12 protein-coding genes are annotated in these 18,610 nt (G+C 72.0%); 7 read left to right on the top strand and 5 right to left on the bottom strand.

Features of this window, described 5'->3' with window-relative positions; genetic code table 11:
- Positions 1-6: 6 nt before the first annotated feature.
- A complete protein-coding gene (locus tag F5972_RS00200; RefSeq protein WP_150929887.1) occupies positions 7-3,483 on the top strand; it encodes a discoidin domain-containing protein in 3,477 nt (1,158 codons plus the stop codon).
- An 8-nt stretch (positions 3,484-3,491) separates the two neighbouring features.
- Here F5972_RS00200 and F5972_RS00205 read toward each other — a convergent pair whose 3' ends face one another.
- The 5 genes from F5972_RS00205 to F5972_RS00225 all read right to left on the bottom strand — a co-directional run bounded on the left by F5972_RS00205 (position 3,492) and on the right by F5972_RS00225 (position 8,990).
- On the bottom strand, positions 3,492-4,436 hold the full coding sequence (locus F5972_RS00205; protein WP_225311138.1) for an MBL fold metallo-hydrolase: 945 nt from the start codon (positions 4,434-4,436) through the stop codon (positions 3,492-3,494).
- 100 nt (positions 4,437-4,536) lie between these two features.
- Positions 4,537-5,058, bottom strand: coding sequence for an ABATE domain-containing protein (locus tag F5972_RS00210; protein WP_150929889.1), 522 nt, complete (start codon positions 5,056-5,058; stop codon positions 4,537-4,539).
- Between the two features lie 9 nt (positions 5,059-5,067).
- Positions 5,068-6,513 (bottom strand): MFS transporter, encoded by a 1,446-nt coding sequence (locus tag F5972_RS00215; protein WP_150929891.1) that lies wholly within the window; start codon positions 6,511-6,513, stop codon positions 5,068-5,070.
- Between the two features lie 53 nt (positions 6,514-6,566).
- The gene (locus F5972_RS00220) at positions 6,567-8,177 is read right to left on the bottom strand and encodes an FAD-binding oxidoreductase (RefSeq protein WP_150929893.1); all 1,611 of its coding nucleotides are present in this window, start codon (positions 8,175-8,177) and stop codon (positions 6,567-6,569) included.
- Positions 8,178-8,315: 138 nt separating this feature from the next.
- Positions 8,316-8,990 carry a GPR1/FUN34/YaaH family transporter gene (locus F5972_RS00225; protein WP_150929895.1) on the bottom strand — a complete coding sequence of 225 codons (675 nt, stop codon included), beginning with the start codon at positions 8,988-8,990 and terminating at the stop codon, positions 8,316-8,318.
- Between the two features lie 189 nt (positions 8,991-9,179).
- Between F5972_RS00225 and pabB the strand changes: the two genes are divergently transcribed.
- The 6 genes from pabB (at position 9,180) to F5972_RS00255 (ending at position 18,581) form a co-directional block, all read left to right on the top strand.
- Positions 9,180-11,318 (top strand): aminodeoxychorismate synthase component I, encoded by a 2,139-nt coding sequence (gene pabB / locus F5972_RS00230; protein ID WP_150929897.1) that lies wholly within the window; start codon positions 9,180-9,182, stop codon positions 11,316-11,318.
- Positions 11,315-12,772, top strand: a complete 1,458-nt coding sequence (locus F5972_RS00235) for a 4-hydroxyphenylacetate 3-hydroxylase family protein (RefSeq protein ID WP_150929900.1) — start codon at positions 11,315-11,317, stop codon at positions 12,770-12,772. The genes pabB and F5972_RS00235 overlap by 4 nt, the downstream gene beginning before the upstream one ends.
- Positions 12,769-14,526, top strand: coding sequence for an ABC transporter ATP-binding protein (locus tag F5972_RS00240; RefSeq protein WP_150929902.1), 1,758 nt, complete (start codon positions 12,769-12,771; stop codon positions 14,524-14,526). Before F5972_RS00235 ends, F5972_RS00240 begins: the two co-directional genes overlap by 4 nt.
- Entirely contained in the window at positions 14,523-16,310 is a 1,788-nt protein-coding gene (locus tag F5972_RS00245; RefSeq protein WP_150929904.1) for an ABC transporter ATP-binding protein, read from the top strand. The genes F5972_RS00240 and F5972_RS00245 overlap by 4 nt, the downstream gene beginning before the upstream one ends.
- Positions 16,298-17,782 carry an FAD-dependent monooxygenase gene (locus F5972_RS00250; RefSeq protein ID WP_150929906.1) on the top strand — a complete coding sequence of 495 codons (1,485 nt, stop codon included), beginning with the start codon at positions 16,298-16,300 and terminating at the stop codon, positions 17,780-17,782. Before F5972_RS00245 ends, F5972_RS00250 begins: the two co-directional genes overlap by 13 nt.
- A gap of 106 nt (positions 17,783-17,888) precedes the next feature.
- On the top strand, positions 17,889-18,581 hold the full coding sequence (locus F5972_RS00255) for a class I SAM-dependent methyltransferase (RefSeq protein ID WP_191909863.1): 693 nt from the start codon (positions 17,889-17,891) through the stop codon (positions 18,579-18,581).
- Positions 18,582-18,610: the final 29 nt, after the last annotated feature.

The raw sequence follows: 18,610 nt of genomic DNA on the forward strand, positions 1-18,610 counted from the left end.
GACGCCATGAAGCACACCCTTTCGCTGCGGCGCGGGCTCCCTCTCGTCCTGGCGGTGGCGCTGGCGCTGCTCGCGAGCGTCGTCGCCGGGCCCGCGCACGCCGCGCCCGCGCTGCTGTCACAGGGCAAGACCGCGACGGCCTCGTCCACCGAGAACGCCGGCACACCGGCGTCGGCCGCCGTCGACGGGAACACCGGCACCCGGTGGTCCAGCGCGTTCGGCGACCCGCAGTGGCTCCAGGTGGACCTCGGCGGGGCGGCGACGCTGAGCCAGGTCACCCTCAACTGGGAGGCCGCCTACGCCACCTCGTTCAAGATCCAGCTGTCGGCCGACGCCACCACCTGGACCGACCTCTACTCCACCACCACCGGCACCGGCGGCACGCAGACCCTCGACGTCACCGGCTCAGGCCGCTACGTCCGCATCTACGGCACCGCCCGCGCCACCGCCTACGGCTACTCCCTGTGGGAGTTCCAGGTCTACGGCACCACCGGCACGTCCTCCGGCTGCACCGGCCCCAACAGCGCACTGAACCGGCCCGCGACCGCTTCGTCCACCGAGAACGCCGGGACGCCCGCGTCCGCGGCGGTGGACGGCGACCCCGGCACCCGCTGGTCGAGCGCCGCCGCCGACCCGCAGTGGCTCCAGGTGGACCTCGGCTCGGCCACGACGATCTGCAAGGTCGTCCTGACGTGGGAGGCGGCCTACGCCACGGCCTTCAAGGTCCAGGTGTCCGGCAACGCCTCCACCTGGACCGACCTCTACTCCACCACCACCGGCACCGGCGGCACACAGACCCTCGACGTCACCGGCTCGGGCCGCTACGTCCGCCTCTACGGCACCGCCCGCGCCACCGCCTACGGCTACTCCCTGTGGGAGTTCGCCGTCCACACCAGCGGCGGCGGCACCACCGACCCACCGCCGAGCGGGACGCCGATCTCGGCGTACAAGCAGGTGACGGCCTCGTCCTGGGAGGGCGGCAACGCCCCGGCGGCGGCGCTCGACGGGCGGACGACGACCCGCTGGTCGAGCCAGTACTCCGACGACCAGTGGCTGCGGGTCGACCTCGGCGGCGCCGGGCACGTCACCGGTGTCATGCTCAACTGGGAGTCCGCGTACGCCACGGGCTACCGGATCGAGGTGTCCGCCAACGGCACGTCGTGGACGCAGATCTACACCACGACCGGCGGCAGGGGCGGCGTCGAGAACCTGAACGTCACCGGCGACGGCCGCTACGTCCGCTTCGTCGGCACGGCCCGCGCGACGGGCTACGGCTACTCGCTGTGGGAGTTCCAGGTCTTCGGCACCGTGGACACGGCGGCCACGACCGCTCCCCTGCTGTCCCCGCCCACCAGGGCCCCGGCGACCACCGGCCAGTTCGCGCTGTCCGCCCCCGCCGACAAGGCCATGATCACCGACACCCGGCGGCCCGCGTTCTCCTGGGCGGCCGTCTCCGGCGCGGTGCGCTACGAGGTCTGGCTGAACGTCAGCCGCACCGACTACGACTTCACCGCCTCGGGCAACCTGATCGACCTCTACACCAAGGTCGCCGAGCCGACCGGCACGAGCTACACGCCCACCTGGGACATCCCCGACCGGTGGACGTACAAGTGGTTCGTCGTCGCGGTGAGCGGGTCGGGCGCCCGGACGACGTCGAACATCCGCACGTTCAGCCTCTACCTGCCCGACATCGAGCAGGCCGCCGACGGCGTCCCGATCGTCAACGGCGCCCGCGACCTCGACAAGAACGGCACGATCGAGCCGTACGAGAACTGGCGGCTGCCCGTCGAAACCAGAGTGAACGACCTTCTCGGCAGGATGACCCCCGAGGAGAAGGCGTACCAGATGTTCTACAACGCCCAGACCTACCCGCTCTCGGGCTGGCACTTCGGCCCGGCGTTGCCGAACGACCTGCACGCCGTGCTGCTGACCGCGTCAGGAACCCGGCTCGGCATCCCGCCCGTCTCGGCGGGCGACACCATCGCCGGATACCAGACCACCTATCCCCTGCAGAGCGCGCTCGCGGCGGGCAAGGACTACACGCTCGACTACAGGCTCGGCGACACGCAGCGCCGCGAGGAGCTCGAGGTCGGGGCGCGCGGCGTGCTCGGCCCGCTCGCCGAGGTCGGCACCAAGGTCCTCTATCCCCGCATCCAGGAGGGCAACGGCGAGAACGCCGACGTCGCGGCCGCCCAGGTCCGCGCGCTGGTGGCCGGGCTCCAGGGCGGCCCCGAGCTCAACCCCGCCTCCGTGCTGGCGACCGTCAAGCACTGGCCGGGCGAGGGCGCGGGCGGCGAGGCCGGGATCACCTATGACGCGGTCACGATCAAGTACCACATGATCCCGTTCAGGGCCGCGATGGAGGCCGGCGCGGTGAACATCATGCCGGGGTACGCCGGAAGCTCCTACCTCGACCCGGGCGGCTCGGGCGCGGGCGACAGCAAACCGATCCTCGACTACCTGCGGAACAACCTCGGTTACACCGGTCTCATCACCACCGACTGGTTGCCGTCCTCGGTCTGGGTGAAGGCCGCGAACGCCGGCTCCGACGTGATGGGCGGGGCCGACCCCGGAGCCACCGGGTTCACGATGGCGACCTTCCTCGCAGGAGTCCCGATCGCGCGTATCAACGACGCGGTGACCCGGATCCTGCGCCTGAAGTTCACGCTCGGCGTGTTCGAGCACCCGTACGGCGACCCGGTGAACGGTCCTTACCGCTTCCACCAGCCGTCGTACGTCGCGCTCGCCAACCAGGCCGCCCGGGAGTCCATCACGCTGCTCAAGAACAACGGCGTGCTGCCGCTGAAGCTCAAGGCGGGCGACAACGTCGTGGTGGCCGGTCCGCGGGCCACCGACGGATCGGCCTGCTGCATCTGGACGAGCTTCTTCCACCAGGAGTACGGCTCGCAGACGTTGCTGGACGCGGTGAAGGCGCGGGCGGCCACCGCGGGCGTCAACGTCTACCAGGACACCGGGCCTTCGCCCAAGCTCGCGATCGTGGCGGTCGGCGAGCCGACCTACACGCACGCCACCGCCTGGGTGAAGGAGCAACCCCAGCTGCCCGCCGACCAGCTGGCCGTCATCCAGAACTTCAAGAACCAGGGGATTCCAGTGGTCGTCGTGCTGACCCTCCCCCGGCCCATCGTCATCAGCGAGTGGAACGGCCTGGCCGACGCCATCGTGGTGACGTACCGGGGCGGTGAGGAGGTCGGCCCGGCCACGGCCGGCCTCCTGTTCGGCGACTACACGCCGCGCGGACGCCTGCCGTGGCAGCTCCCACGCGGCCTCGACCAGATCCTCAAGCCGGGCGGCGGCGACGTGCTCGCCGACGCCGTCGAGGACTGGAACCTCCCCTACGACCTGGGCGCGACCGCCGCCCAGCGGTCGGAGATCCGGGCCCGCATCGACGCGGGCCAGACCGTCCCCACCACCTACGGCAACCCCCTCTATCCATACGGAGCCGGACTGCAGGGCTGGTCGTGACGCCGGCCTCAGACTGAGGTCGGCAGCGGCCCGCCGTGCCAGGTCACGGCGTCGCCCAAGGCGGCGAGGAGATCCACCTCGCCGCCTTCGGCCTCGGCGTAGGCACGGTGGAGGTTGAGCACCAGGCGCTCGGCGTCCGCCCATCCGGCGAACTCGCCCAGGTCGGCCGCCTGCGCGGCGGCCAGCGGGGTGAGCCCGTTCTCACGCCCCACCCGGGCGGCGTCGAGGACGAACCGGTAGTACCGCTCGTGCGCGGCCAGGATCTCCGGCAGCTCGGAGGCTGTGGCGAGCGGCCCGTGCCCCGGCACGACGCGCTCGGGTTCGAAGGCCGCCAGCCAGTCCAGCGACCGCAACGCCCCCTCAAGCGATCCCATCAGCACCAGCGGCGTGAGCCCGTTGAACAGCAGGTCCCCGGCGAACAGCACCCGTTCGCCGGGAAGCCACGCCACCACGTCCCCGGGGGTGTGCGCGGCGTGGCCGGGATGCCGCAACTCGACGCGGCGCCCCCCGAGATGGACGGTCAGTTCGGAGGTGAACACCACCGACGGCGGGCGGCGCGTCACGTGTCCCCAGTCGGGCACCGGCCTCCACATCGGCGGGCAGCCGTCGATGATCGGATCGGCCAGCAAGGCCTCTCTCATCGCCGCGTGCCCGAAGACGACCGTGTCGTCCGGGAGCAGGCTGTTGCCGTAGCAGTGGTCCCCGTGCTGGTGGGTGTTCACCGCCATCCGGATCGGCATGTCGCCGGTCGCCTCGGCGACCGCGCCGAGAAACCGCCGGGTGCGCGCCTCGGTCGCGCAGGTGTCGACGATCAGCACGCCGTCGTCGCCTGCCACGGCTCCGGCGTTGTTCAGCCACCAGGTGCCGTCCGGCTGCACCCAGGCGAAGATCCCGGGCCCCACCTCGTGCAGCCCCGCCCCGTGCAGTTCCGTCTCGTCGGCCCGCTCAACCACGCTCACGATTCCTCTCGCCGGCGTCCTCCCCAGGGGACCCTACCGAGGGAGGGACTCGCGGCGGGCGCGCCCAGACCCGGTCACGCCGGGCCGAGCCGGGTCAGCTCCGGCCGTACAGGGCCGGCAGGTCGATCAGGTGCACATCAGGTGAGGCGCTCGCCTGGGTCACCACCTTTTCGTTGATGAGCATGGGCGGGCGGGAGCAGCGGGTGCGGGTGCCGTCGCGGGAGCCGTCCCAGAAGACCCAGCCGCACCGCCGGTCGGGGCAGCGCTTCAGGCGCGGCCACTCGCCGCTCGCGGTGGTGGCGAGCCAGGCCCGGGCGATGGCGGCGAGCGGGTCGTCGGAGCGGAGTGCGAGGCCGTCCAGGACGGCGTGCGCCGCGGCCGTCGACCGGCGGTCCGGCTGCTCGCCGTCGGCGAGCAGCCGGGCCCGCAGGCCCTCCCGCAGGGTGCGGGCACGGGCCAGGTCGTGCGGCGTGACGTGGGCGGGCAGCCCCTGCGCGGTCAGCCAGGCGCGCATGCCCGCCACGCTCTCCAGGAGATCGACGCCGCGTTCGACGTCGATCGTGTTCGCGAACGACTCCAGGAGCCTGGTCTCCTCAAGCGGGTGCCGGTAGCTCATCGCGGGCTCTCAGGAGGTCCGGGACCTGCCGATGAGCAGGGCGGCGAGCAGCGCCGCCACGGCGAAGCCCGCGCCTGTCAGGAAGGTCGCCTGCATCCCCTGGCTGAACACGTACCCGTCGAGGGCCTCCTTGGACAGGCCGGCCGGCGGGTGCTCGGTCGCGCGGGTGCTCGCCGCGGTGGCGATGACCACGATCACGGCGAGGGCGAGGGACGACCCGACGTTCTGCACCATGCTCACCACGCTGGACGCCGCACCGGCGTCCTCGCTCTCGACGCCCGAGGTGGCGCGGCTGAACGCGGGGATGATCGCCATGGCGACGCCGGCCCCGACGAGCACCAGCGAGGGCAGCACGCCGGTCCAGTAGCCGTCGCCGATGTCCATCCGCAGCAGCCAGGCGTTGGAGATGAGCAGCAGCACCGCGCCGATCAGCACGACCATCCGCCCGCCGATCCTGGGTTCGAGGCGGACGGCCAGGCTCGCCGCGCCGGTCATGCCGACGGAGACGGCCAGGAAGGCGAACGCGGTGGTCAGGGTGCTGTAGCCGAGGACGATCTGGAAATACTGGCTGAGGTAGAAGAACAGGCCGATCTGCGCGCCCGGCGTGATCATCAGCACCAGGTAGGCCCCGACGCGGCTCCGGTCGGCGAACAGCCGCAGGTCGAGCAGCGGCTGCCGGGCCCGCCTGCTGATCAGCACGAACAGCGCGAGGAGCACCAGGCCGGCCACGACGGAGCCGATCACCCAGCCGTTGAGCCAGTCGCCGCCCTGCGAGGTGGTGAGCCCGTAGACGATCGCGACGACGCCCAGGGTGGCGCTCAGCGCGCCCGCGAAGTCGAACCGCCCGGGGCGGCGCGGGGTCTCGGCGATCACCATCGGACCCAGCACCAGCAGGACGAGGCCGAAGACCGCGCTGGGCAGCAGCACCACGCGCCAGGAGCTGATCGTGCCGAGCAGCCCCACCAGCATCAGCCCGACGGCGGCGCCGGCGCCCCCCGCGACCGTGTACGCGCTGATCGCCCGGCGGCGCAGCGGGCCCTCCTCGAACATGCTGACGATCAGGGCCAGCACGCACGGCGTGGCGAGCGCCGCGCCGACGCCCTGGGCCCCCCGGGCGGCGATCACCAGCCAGGCGTCCGGAGCGAGCGCGCGGGCCAGGCAGCCCGCGGTGTAGAAGGCGACGCCCGCGACGAACACCCGGCGCTTGCCGAGGATGTCGCCGGCCCTGCCGCCGAGCAGCAGCAGGCCGCCGTACGGGAGAAGGTAGGCGTTGACGACCCAGGAGAGCTCGGTCTGGGACATCTGGAGCGCCTGACCGATCCCGGCCAGCGAGATGCTGATCACCATCTCGTCGACCATGATGAGCGCCCAGAAGGCCACCACGACGGACAGGGCGATCAGGCTCTTGCCCCTGATTCCGTCGGGGACGGTCCGGGTTGACGGATGAGTGAGCATGGAGATCCTCCGGCTCCGGATTCGCGCCGCGGGCGCGGGGGGTGTGCTGTGTGCTAGGAGGGCAGGCCGATGGACAGGCCGTGCCGGAAGACGTTGCGCGGGTCGTACCGCTTCTTGATCCGCTGCAGTCTGGGGTAGTTGTCGCGGTAGTAGAGCGTGTGCCAGGGAGTGCCGGAGGTGTTCCACGCCGGGTCGGCCAGGTCCCTGTCGGGGTAGTTGATGAACGCCCCGCCGTTGACGGCGTTCGGCACCGGCACCCCGCCGGTGTCCTGGTAGAGCTCCCGGTAGAGGTTCCGGACCCACGCCATGTTGGCCTCGTCCTCGTACTCGCTGCTCCAGCCGCCGGCGGTGAAGTAGACCCGCAGGACGGAGTCGCGGTGGACGGCGGCGGTCGCGCCGGACGCGACGCTGTTGATCCGCCCGCCGAAGCCGGTGATGTTCACCAGGGCGTTGGGGTTGTAGTAGGAGTCGTCGCTCAGGTGCCGCCAGAGCGTCGCGATCTGCGCGGGGGTGTAACTGCGGCGCAGGTCGGCGGTCTTGTTCTTCTGGCGTCCCGCGGGGTCGCTGACCCAGTTGCGGGGGTCGAGCCAGGGGGTGGTCTCCTGGACGTCGACCATCGGCTCGACGCCGACGCCGTCGGTCACGGCGGCGAAGTGGGCGTCGAGCATCGCCTGGCCGTCCGCCAGCGACTCGTCCACACCGGCCAGCAGCATCAGCGTCCCGGCTGAGCGGTGGTTGGTGGTGAGCGTGCCCCACAGGTTCACCGCCGGGCTGCCCGGCGCGCTGTTGTTCTGGTACCAGGTGCAGTAGTTGCCGACCAGGGTGGTGAAGGCCTGCTCGGTCATCGCGTCCCACGACCACATGAGCAGCCGGGCCCGCTGGTTGCCGGTCCGGGGCAGGAGCCGGGTGGGGTCGGTGGACGTCACGCCCGGCGTCCTGAACCAGTAGCGGGTGACGATGCCGAAGTTGCCCGCGCCGCCGCCGGTGTGCGCCCAGAACAGGTCGCGGTTGGGGTCGGACGGGCTGTCGGTGGCCACGATGACGCGGGGCCTGCCCGTGGCGTCGACGGTGACGACCTCGACCGCGTTCAGGTGGTCGACGCTGAGGCCGTGCTTGCGGGAGAAGAAGCCGTAACCGCCGCCGGGGATGTGCCCGCCGATGCCGACGGTCGCGCAACCGGTGAAGGGGATCATCACGCCCCAGCCCTTGAAGAGGGTCTCGGCCACCTCGCCGACGAGGGCGCCTGGCTCCACGGCGAAGGCCCCGCGCCGCGCGTCGTGGTAGACCGCCGTCATCTGGGACAGGTCGACGACCGCCTTGACGTCGGAGGTGGTGGTGAAGTCCTCCATGCAGTGGCCGCCGGAGCGGGCGACCAGCCGCTTGCCCGCCGCCACGGCCGCGCCGACCGCGTCCACGACCTGCTCGGCCGAACCCACCACGGTCACCTGGTCGGGCGCGCCGGTGAAGCGCATGTTGTGCCCGCTGCGCAGGCTGTCGAAGCGAGGATCGCCCGGCCGGACGACGAAGGGGCCGAACTCGGGCACGCACCGGGTGCCGGTGGTTCCCGCGGACGCCGGTGTGCCGCCCAGGGCGACCCCCGAGGCCAGGCCGGCCCCGGCCGCCGCCGCGCCGGCCAGGAATCCCCGGCGGTTGTATACGGTCACGCTTTCCACTCCTCAATCGGCGAATTACCCGACCTCGGCGGGCGCCCTTCTCCGACGCCCGCCTGATCGAGTGGTTTTCGTTCTTTCCTTACCGTTCCAGCGCTGGAATCAGCCGTGCAGGTTTGCGCAGGGCTGGTTTCAGCTCTTGAACGGCTTGCCCACCGGGAACATCTTGCCGCCGAGGGAGGCGTTCAGCGAACCGGCGAACAGGTACATGCCGATCAGCGGCATCGAGAAAATCGCGATGATGCCGAAGGGGAGGATCCACGGGTCGCCGGCGGCACCGGGCCGCGCCACGCTGACGGCGATGAACAGCGTCAGCAGCGAGAAGTCGATGACGAGGAACAGCAGCCCGAAGATCTTCGGAAGGCGGAGCGTGGTGAGGGTCACCACGGTCATGAGCCCGAGCCAGACCAGGATGAAGTTGGCCTGGGCGCCGCGCTGCGCGGGCTCCGGAAGCTGGCCGAACCAGCTGTTGACGAGGCCGAGCACGAGCATGGAGAAGCTCAGCCAAAAAGCGCCGAACAGGCCGAACATGGTCGCCTGCCAGCCGTCGCCGCGACGGGCCGCCCAGACGGTGGCGCCGATGAGGAGCACGCCGCAGAGGGACATGATCGGCAGCGGGGCGGCGAGCGTGCTGGGGATGGTGACCTGGTTGAAGCCGGTCAGGAACAGGGCCAGCGCGAACGCCGCGGTCGCGAAGGCGGGGTACCCGAGGAGGCCCGGGTCGGCGGTCGCCGGCTGCTTTCCGGCGCTGGCCCGCTCCGTCGAGTGGTTGAGGTCGGGGAGTACGGGGATTTCGGTGGCGGTCATAGGACTCTCCGGTGGCCGGGATTCTGGCCTCGTGAACGTATTCGCGGCGGATATCCATTGCCGTATCAATCCGCTCTCGCCCGCCGGGCCCCGCTCTCAGCCCGCTCTCACCTCGCTCTTTTCGCATTGTCCGAGACCAGGCCGCGGTTTATGCAAGTCGTAGCTTTACTGGTCGAGATGAGGGACCGTATGCGTACGCTACTGATCGACAACCATGATTCGTACACCTACAACCTCTTTCAACTGATGGCCCGGGTGTACGGCACGGAGCCGACGGTGGTGACCAACGACGACGCCGCGTGGCCCGGTCTGGACATCGGGGAGTTCGACGCGATCGTCGTCTCCCCCGGCCCCGGCCATCCGGGCCGGGACCGCGACCTCGGCGCCGTCCGGCAGGTGGTGGCGCGCACCACGGTCCCGCTTCTCGGGGTCTGCCTCGGTCACCAGGCGATCGCGTTGCTCTCGGGAGCCGACGTGGTGCCCGCGCCCAGGCCGCGACACGGACACCTGACCCGCGTGCGGCACACCGGCGAGGACCTCTTCCAAGGGCTGCCCCAGGACTTCCAGGCGGTGCGCTACCACTCGCTGTGCGTCCCGGAGGAGGGCCTGCCCTCCTCCCTCACGCCGACGGCGTGGGCGGAGGACGGCGTGCTCATGGGGCTGCGGCACCGGGAGCGCCCCCTCTGGGGAGTGCAGTTCCACCCCGAGTCGATCGCGACCGAGTTCGGCGCCCAACTGGTCGAGAACTTCGGCCGCCTCGTGGCGAAGGCGCTGGCGGAGCAGGGCAGGCCGCTGCGCCCGGCGCGGGCGCCGCGACGGGCGGCCGTCCGGCCGGCGCCCATCACGCCCGAGAGGCCGCCCGCCGCCGTCCGTCCGTGGCGGCTGCTGCACCGCGTGGTGCCGTACGAGGTGGACACGGCGGCGGCGTTCACGGACCTGTTCGGCGGCCTGGAGCACGCGTTCTGGCTGGACAGCAGCCGGGTGGAGCCCGGCCTGTCGCGGTTCTCCTTCCTCGGCGCGCCGGAGGGCCGCGACGGCGAGATCCTGAGCTACTCCGTCGGCGAGGGGCTCACGATCCGGAGCGGGCCGGGCCCGGAGACCGTCACCACGCCTGAGTCGATCTTCCAGGCCCTCCGGGCGCGGCTCGCCGAGCCGGTCCTCGACGTCCCCGACGTGCCCTTCGACCTCACCAGCGGATACGTGGGCTACTTCGGCTACGAGCTGCGGGCCGAGCTGGGCTCGCCGTGCCGGCACCGCGCCGCCACGCCCGACGCGGTGTGGCTGTCGGCCACCCGCCTGGTGGTGGTCGACCACGAGCAGCGGGCCACCCATCTCATCGCGCTGACCCGGTCGCCCGACGACCCCGCCGCGTCGTCCTGGCTGGCCCGCGCCGAACGGCGGCTCGCCCGGTGGCGGCCGCCGCCGGGCGCCGACGCGCCCGCCGCCGACGGCCACGACCCCGAGCCCGGCCTGCTCCGCGCCAGGGACGGCTACCTGCGCGACGTCGAGGCGTGCCGGAGCAAGCTGCGCGAGGGCGAGAGCTACGAGATCTGCCTGACCACCCAGACCCGGCTGCCCGTGACCGGCGACCCGCTGGAGCTCTACCTCGCGCAGCGCGCGTCCAACCCCGCGCCGTACGCCGCCTTCCTGCGGCTGGGCGGCTTCGCCGTCCTCTGCTCGTCCCCCGAGCGGTTCCTGCGGATCCGGCCGGACCGGACCGTGGAGACCAAACCGATCAAGGGCACCGCGGCCCGGGGGCGCGGGCGCCGGGAGGACCTGCGCCTGCGGGCCCGGCTGACGACCGATCCCAAGGTCAGGGCCGAGAACCTGATGATCGTCGACCTGCTGCGCAACGACCTCGGGCGGGTCTGCGAGGTCGGCTCGGTCCACGTGCCCAGCTACATGGCGGTCGAGACGTACGCGACCGTCCACCAGCTGGTGTCCACGATCCAGGGCACGCTGCGGCCGGACGTCGACGCGATCGGCTGCGTCACGGCGTGCTTCCCCGGCGGGTCGATGACCGGCGCGCCCAAGCTCCGCACGATGGAGATCCTCGACGAGATGGAGCAGACGGCGCGCGGCGTCTACTCCGGCGCCATCGGCTTCCTCGGCCACAACGGCACGGCCGACCTCAACATCGTGATCCGCACCGCCGTGGCCACCGCCGAGGGCCTGACCGTGGGGGCGGGCGGGGCGATCGTGCTCGACTCCGATCCCGCCGAGGAGTTCGAGGAGATGCTGCTGAAAGCACGGGCGCCCCTCCGCGTGGCCGGGCCCCCGCTGTCGGCGTCGGAACCGGGGCTGCGCTGGGCGGAGGCGGCACGATGACCAGGACCGGCAAGGACTACCTCGACGCGCTGCGCGACGGCAGGACGATCTGGCTGGACGGCGAACGGGTGGACGACCTGACCACCCATCCCGCCTTCCGGCGTTCGGTCCGCTCGATCGCCGACCTGTACGACCTGACGGCGGAGCACCCCGAGACGCTGACGGCGTCGGTGCCCGGCGTCGACGGGCCGGTGTCGCGCGCCTACCAGATCCCGCGGACGAAGGACGAGCTCAAGGCCAAGGGCAGGGCGTTCAAGCTGTGGTCGGAGGCGACGTTCGGGTTCCTCGGCCGCTCCCCCGACTACATGGCCTCGGCGGTGGCCGGGATGGCCACCGTGCCGGGCGTGCTGGCCCGCGACGGCTTCGACGGCTCGGCCAACCTGCTCGCGCACTGGCGGCGGATGGCCGAGGGCGACCTCTACCAGGCGCACACGCTGGTCAACCCGCAGATCGACCGTACGAAGGCGCCGTCGGAGCAGATGGAGGACGACCTCTGCCTGCGGGTCGTCGCCGAGCGCGACGACGGGATCGTCGTGCGCGGCGCCAAGATGATCGGCACCGCGGCGGCCCTCGCCGACGAGATCCTGGTCGGCGTCACCCAGCGGATGCCGCCGAGCGAGGCCGACTACGCGGTGAGCTTCTCCGTGCCGGTGGCGGCGCCCGGCATCTCCTTCGTCAGCCGGACCTCCTACGAGGCCCGCGCCACCAGCGTCTTCGACTATCCGCTCGCCAGCCGCCTGGACGAGAACGACGCGCTCGTGGTCTACGACGACGTGTTCGTGCCGTGGGAGCGGGTCTTCGCCTACCGCGACCCGGAGGCCTGCCACGCGCAGTTCTGGAAGACCCCGGCGTTCGTCAGCTTCGTCCACCACGGCGCCACCCGGTTCTGGACCAAGCTGGAGTTCCTCACCGGGATCGCCATCCTCGTCGCGAAGGCCAACAACGTCTACGACATGCCGCCGGTGCGGATGCAGATCGGCAAGCTCCTGTCGTGGGTGAACACCGCCAAGGCGCTGGTCGTCGCCGCCGAGGAGCTGTGCGAGCCGGTGCCCGGCGCCGACGCGGTCATGCCGCACCGCGAGACGGCGTACGCCCAGCTCGCCGTGGGGCCGGACCTCTACCCCAAGGTGATCAACGAGATCAAGCTGCTGGCGGGCGGCGGGCTGATCCAGCTGCCGTCCTCCTACCGCGACCTGCTGCGGCCGGAGGTCGCCGCGCTCCTCGGGAAGTACGTGAAGTCCCCCGGCTACGACGCCGAGTCGCGGATCAAGCTGTTCAAGCTCGCCTGGGACGCCGTGGGCAGCGAGTTCGCCGGGCGGCACGACCAGTACGAGCGCTTCTACCACGGCGCTCCGCACGTCTACCTGCCCGCCCTCGTGCGTGAGGGCGACCCCGGCCGGTACGCCGCGCTGGCCGGCCGGTGCCTCGACGGCTACGAACTGGAGGACGGGTGAGCACCGCCCGGCCGCCGATGACCGCCGGCTCCCTCCTGCGCGCCTACGTGGGGTCGCAGCCGGCGGCCGTCGCGGTCATGGCCGGTCTGCTGGTCTTCTCCATCGGCCTGGAGATCGCCGAGCCGCGCATCGCCGCGCACTTCATCGAGTCGGTCCAGCTCGGCCGGGCCGAGAGCACGCTCGTCGGGATCGCCGGGGTGTTCCTGGCCGTGGCCGTGACGCGGCAGGCCGCCCGCATCGTGTCGGCGTACGCCAGCGAGCGGGTCTCGTGGACCGCCACCAACGCCGCCCGTGAGGACCTGACCGCGCACGTGCTGTCGCTGGACCTGACCTTCCACGAGTCCCGCCCGCCCGGCGAGCTGATCGAGCGCATCGACGGCGACGTCAACCAGGTGGCGGAGTTCTTCTCCAGCCTGATCCTCCACATCGCCGGCAACGTCCTGCTGGTGCTGGGCATCCTGATCGCCCTGGCCACCCTCGACTGGCGGGTCGGGCTCACCTTCACGGCGGTCACGATCCTGAGCTATCTGGCGCTGTCGCGGATCGCCGGGATCGCCGGGCTCAAGTGGGAGGACGACCGGGAGCAGAGCGCCCGGTTCTTCGGCTACGTCGGCGAGGCGACCCTCGCCACCGAGGACCTGCGCTCGTCCGGCGCCACCGGCTACGCCATGGCGCGCTTCCACCGGCACCTGCGCGCCTGGCTGCCGGTGAAGGTCAGGGCCGAGGGCTGGGGCAGCGCCATCTGGGTCGTGCTCTCGATCGCGTTCACCGCCGGCACGGCGATCGCCTTCGGCTACGGCGGGGTCTTCTACCGCGACGGCGTGGTGTCCCTGGCCGGCGTCTACCTGATCGTCGCGTACGCCGCGATGCTGAACACCCCCATGGAGGTGCTGCGCCACCAGGTGCAGACGCTGCAGCAGGCGATGGCCGCCACGCGGCGCATCGCCGAACTCTTCGCCCACCGGTCCTCCCTCGCCGACGGGACCGCGACGATCCCCTCCGGCCCGCTGTCGGTGCGGTTCGACCAGGTCAGCTTCGGCTACGGCCAGGAAGATCCCGGGGACGAGTCCGAGAGCATGGTCATGCGCGAGGTGTCGTTCGACGTCCCGGCGGGGACCACGCTCGGGCTCGTCGGCCGGACCGGCGCGGGCAAGACCACCATCGCCTCCCTGCTGTTCCGCCTGTACGACGCGGGCCGGGGACAGGTGCTGGTCGGCGGCGTCGACGTCCGCGAGGCGGCCCTGGCGTCGCTGCGGTCGCGGATCGGGTTCGTGCCGCAGGACGTGCAGATCTTCGACGCCACCCTGCGGGAGAACCTGACCTTCTTCGACGAGCGGGCCGACGACCGGCGGCTGCTGGAGATCCTCGACGTGCTGGAGCTGCGGCCCTGGCTGGAGGGGCTGCCCGACGGGCTCTCCTCGCGGATCTCGCCCGGCACCCTGTCGGCCGGGCAGGCGCAGCTCATCGCGCTGGCCCGGGTGTTCCTGACCGATCCGGGGCTGGTCGTGCTCGACGAGCCGTCCAGCAGGCTCGACCCGGTCACCGAGGCCCAGGTGGAGCGCGCGCTCGACCGGATGCTCGCCGGGCGCACCGCGATCGTGATCGCCCACCGGCTCGACACGATCCGCCGTACGGACCAGGTGATCGTGCTGGACACCGGCGCGATCGCCGAGCGGGGCGCCACCGCCGGCCTGCTGGCCGACCCGGGCTCCCGGCTGGCGCGGCTCTACCAGGTCGGGAAGGTGCTCACATGAACGGACCGGCCGAGCCCTCCCCGCTGGGGTTCCTCTGGCGGCTGATCACCTACAGCCCCTGGCGCTACCTGCTGGCCGCCTCCGCGTGGGCGATCTTCCACCTGTGGCCGCTGCTGCCCGGCGTGCTCGGCAAGCTGCTGTTCGACGTCCTGGAGGGCCGGGCGCCCGCCGGGATCACCGTCTGGACGGTGGTGGCGGTCGCCGTGGGCGCGGGCCTCGCCCGGTGCGTCGCCATCGTCGGCGCGACCGTGGCCTGGGCGGGCTGGTACCTGCGCGCCCGGGGGCTGATCCAGCGCAACCTGCTCGCCCTGGTGTTCCGCAAGCCGGGCGCGCAGCCGCTGCCGGCCGCCGCGGGCGAGAACATCTCCACCCTGCGGGACGACAGCGACGCCATCGCGATGATGGGCGGCTGGGGTTTCGACATGATGTCCGGGCTCATCTTCGCGGGCGGCGGGCTGGCGATCCTGCTCAGCGTCGACGTCCAGGTGACCCTGGTGGTCATGGCGCCGCTCGCGGTCGTCCTGGTCCTCGCGCAGCTCGCCCGCGCCCGCGCGTACCGCATCCGGGTGCGCAGCAGGGCGGCCACCGCCCAGGTCACCGGGACCATCCAGGAGATCGTGTCCGCGACCCGCGCGATCAAGGCGGCGGGCCGGGAACGCGAGGTCGTCGCCCGGCTGCGCCGCGACAACGAGGCGCGCAAGACCGCGATGATCCGCGACAAGGTGCAGAGCCTCGCCATCGACTCCGTCTTCAACAGCACCGCGAGCATCGGCTCCGGCCTGATCCTGCTGCTGGCGGCGGGCCGGATGCGGTCCGGCGAGTTCACCACCGGCGACTTCGTGCTGTTCTCCACCTATCTCATGCAGGTGGCCGACTACACGTCCTTCATGGGCTACCTCGTGCGCACCTACCAGCAGGCCCGGGTCTCGTTCGTACGGGCGGCCGCCATGCTGCCCGGCACGCCCTCGCGGACGCTGGTCGAGCATCACCCGCTGCACCTGCGCGAGGACGCGTCTCTCACCACGGCGCCGCCGGAACCGGAGCCGCTGCGCGAGCTGGAGGTGCGGTCGCTGACGCACGTCTTCCCCGGCTCCGGGCGGGGGGTGCGCGAGGCGTCCTTCACGCTCCGGCCGGGGACCGTCACCGTCGTGACCGGTTCGGTGGGATCGGGCAAGACGACGCTGCTGCGCACCGTGCTCGGCCTCTACGCGCCGCAGGACGGCGAGATCCACTGGAACGGTGAGCGGGTCGACGCCCCGGGCGACTTCATGGTGCCGCCGCGCGTCGCCTACACCCCGCAGAGCCCCGCCCTGCTGTCCGGCACGATCAGGGAGAACGTGCTGCTCGGCCTGCCGGACGACGGCCGGGTCGAACGGGCGGCGGCCCTGGCCGTGCTCGGCCCCGACCTGGAGCGGCTCGGCGGCGGGCTCGACACGGAGATCGGCGTACGCGGCGTACGCCTTTCCGGCGGGCAGGCGCAGCGCACGGCCGCCGCCCGGATGTTCGCCCGCGACAGCGCGCTGCTGGTCATGGACGACCTGTCCAGCGCCCTCGACGTGGAGACCGAGCAGGAGCTGTGGCGGCGCATCTTCGCCACCTCGGCGACCTGCCTCGCGGTCTCCCACCGGCCCGCCCTGCTGGAGCGGGCCGACCAGGTGCTGCTGCTGAAGGACGGCCGGATCGTCGCCGCGGGCCCGCTGGCCGAGCTGCTGCGGACGTCCCCGGACATGCGGACGCACTACCGCCCCGCCCCGCCAACGAGGAGTCGACAGTGTCACGTGTGATCATCGTCGGCGCCGGCCCCTCGGGGCTGGCGCTGGCCGGCGAGCTGGCGGCGGGCGGTGTCGACTGCCTCGTGGTGGAGAAGCGGTCGAGCCGCGCCGCCCTGTCCCGGGCCTTCACCGTGGAGCCCCGCACGATGGAGTTGCTCGACATGCGCGGCCGGGTCGCCGGGCTGCTGGCCGACGGCCGCCCCTGCCCGCACCCGCCGGTAGGCGACCGGAACGGCTACCTCGACTACGGCCTGCTCGACACGCCGTTCCCGTACAGCCTGGTCGTGCCGCAGCACCGCACGGAGGCCGCCCTGCAGGCCGCGGCCGAGGAGGCCGGCGCGGTGGTCCGCACCGGCGCCGAGGTGGTCGGCCTGCGCCAGGACGCGGAGTCCGCCGAGGTGGACGTGCGCGGCCCGGACGGCGTGGTGACGACCGAGCGCGCCGACTACGTGGTCGGCTGCGACGGCGTGAACAGCACCGTGCGCGCGGCGGTCGGCGTCGACTTCGAGGGCTGGAACTACGACGTGTCGGTCATGATGGGCGACATGCGGCTGCGCAACCCGCCGTCGCCGCCCGCCTACGCCCGCATCACCCGCCGGGGCATGGCGGCGCTGTTCCCCTTCAGGGACGACACCTACCGGGTCATCGTGTTCGACCACGAGAAGATGCACGTCCCGGCGTCGCTGCCGGTGACCCCGGCGGACCTGCGGGAGAGCTGCGCGGGCATCCTCGGCATCGACGTCGAGCCGTACGACCCGATCTGGCTGTCGCGGTTCCGCAGCTCGCAGCGCCACGCCCGGCGCTACCGCGTCGGCCGGGTGCTGCTGGCCGGGGACGCCGCCCACACACACATCCCCTCCGGCGGCCAGGGCCTGCAGACGGGCATCCAGGACGCGTTCAACCTCGGCTGGAAGCTCCGCGCGGAGCTCGACGGCTGGGCGCCGCCGGGACTGCTGGACAGCTACGAGGACGAGCGCTACCCGATCGCCGCGGCGACCCTGCGCAAGACCGACCTCTCCTTCCGCTTCGAGACCTCGAACGGCGTGGCCGCACGGCTGGTCCGCATGATCGTCACGAAGCTCGTCCGCGTCCGCGCGATCCAGCGGGTGAACCTGGAGCACCTGTCCGGGCTCACCCTGCGTTATCCGGCGGGTGACGGCGGGTCCTGGGCCGGGCGGCGGGTCCCCGACCGGCCGCTGACCGACGGCTCGCGCCTGTTCGAGCGGTTCCGGGACGGCCGGTTCGTGCTGGCCGGCCCTCCGGGCGTCGCGGGTGAGCTGGACGGCTGGTCCGGCCGGGTCGTCACCGCGACCCTCGCCGAGCCGATCGGGCGCGGCTGCCCGCCCGTGGTCCTCGTCCGGCCCGACGGATACGTGGCGTGGGGCGGCAGGGACGGAGGGGCCGACGCCGGCGAGCTCGGGGCGGCGCTGCGCCGCTGGTGCGGCGAACCGCGGCCCGCCGGTATCGCGCGGAGAGAAACGTGAGAGCCGCTTTTCCGACAATGAATTGCACTTAAAAAGCGTCGGAAAACTCCGGAGGCGGGCCATGCGAAATTATTCAGCCGAATCGTATGGCGATGCGATCGCCTCCGTGTTCGACGTCGTGAACGACGACCCGGTGGAAGTGGCCGCCATCGTCGAGTTCCTGCGCAACCGCGCGGGGGCCGGGCCGGTGCTGGAAGCGGGCATCGGAACGGGCCGGATCGGCATCCCGCTGGCGGGGACCGGCGTCGAGGTGTTCGGCGTGGAAGTCAGCCGGGAAATGGTCAACCAGCTTCGCACGAAGCCGGGCGCGGAAAAGGTGACCGTCGAAGTCGGCGACATGAAGGAAATCGACTTCGGGCGGAAGTTCTCACTCGTCTTCCTCGCGCAGGGCACCTTCGGCGCGTTGCTGTCCGAACCGGCGCAGCGCGCGTACATGCGGCGCGTCCCGGAGATCCTCACCGAGGACGGCCGGCTCGTCGTGGAGACGATGGAGGTGGACGACTCCCGCTTCACCCACGACCAGTACGTCGCCACCTCACTGCTCGACGTCGACCACGTGGTGCTCAGCGCGGCCCTCCGCGACCCCGGGCACCAGGTGCTGAGCATCCAGAACGTGCTGCTCACCGCGCACGGCATCCAGCTCTACCCCGTGAAGTTCCGGTACTACACCGCCGGGCAGCTCGACGAGATGGCGGGTGACGCGGGACTGCGGCTGCTCGAACGCTACTCCGACTGGACCGAGGCCGACTACGCGCCGGGCTGCCTCCGGCACGTCTCGGTCTACGGCACCCAGGACTGAACGACCCGTCACCGTCTGGAAGGCGACTC

This window comes from Microbispora cellulosiformans, assembly GCF_008728085.1.
GTDB lineage: Bacteria > Actinomycetota > Actinomycetes > Streptosporangiales > Streptosporangiaceae > Microbispora > Microbispora amethystogenes.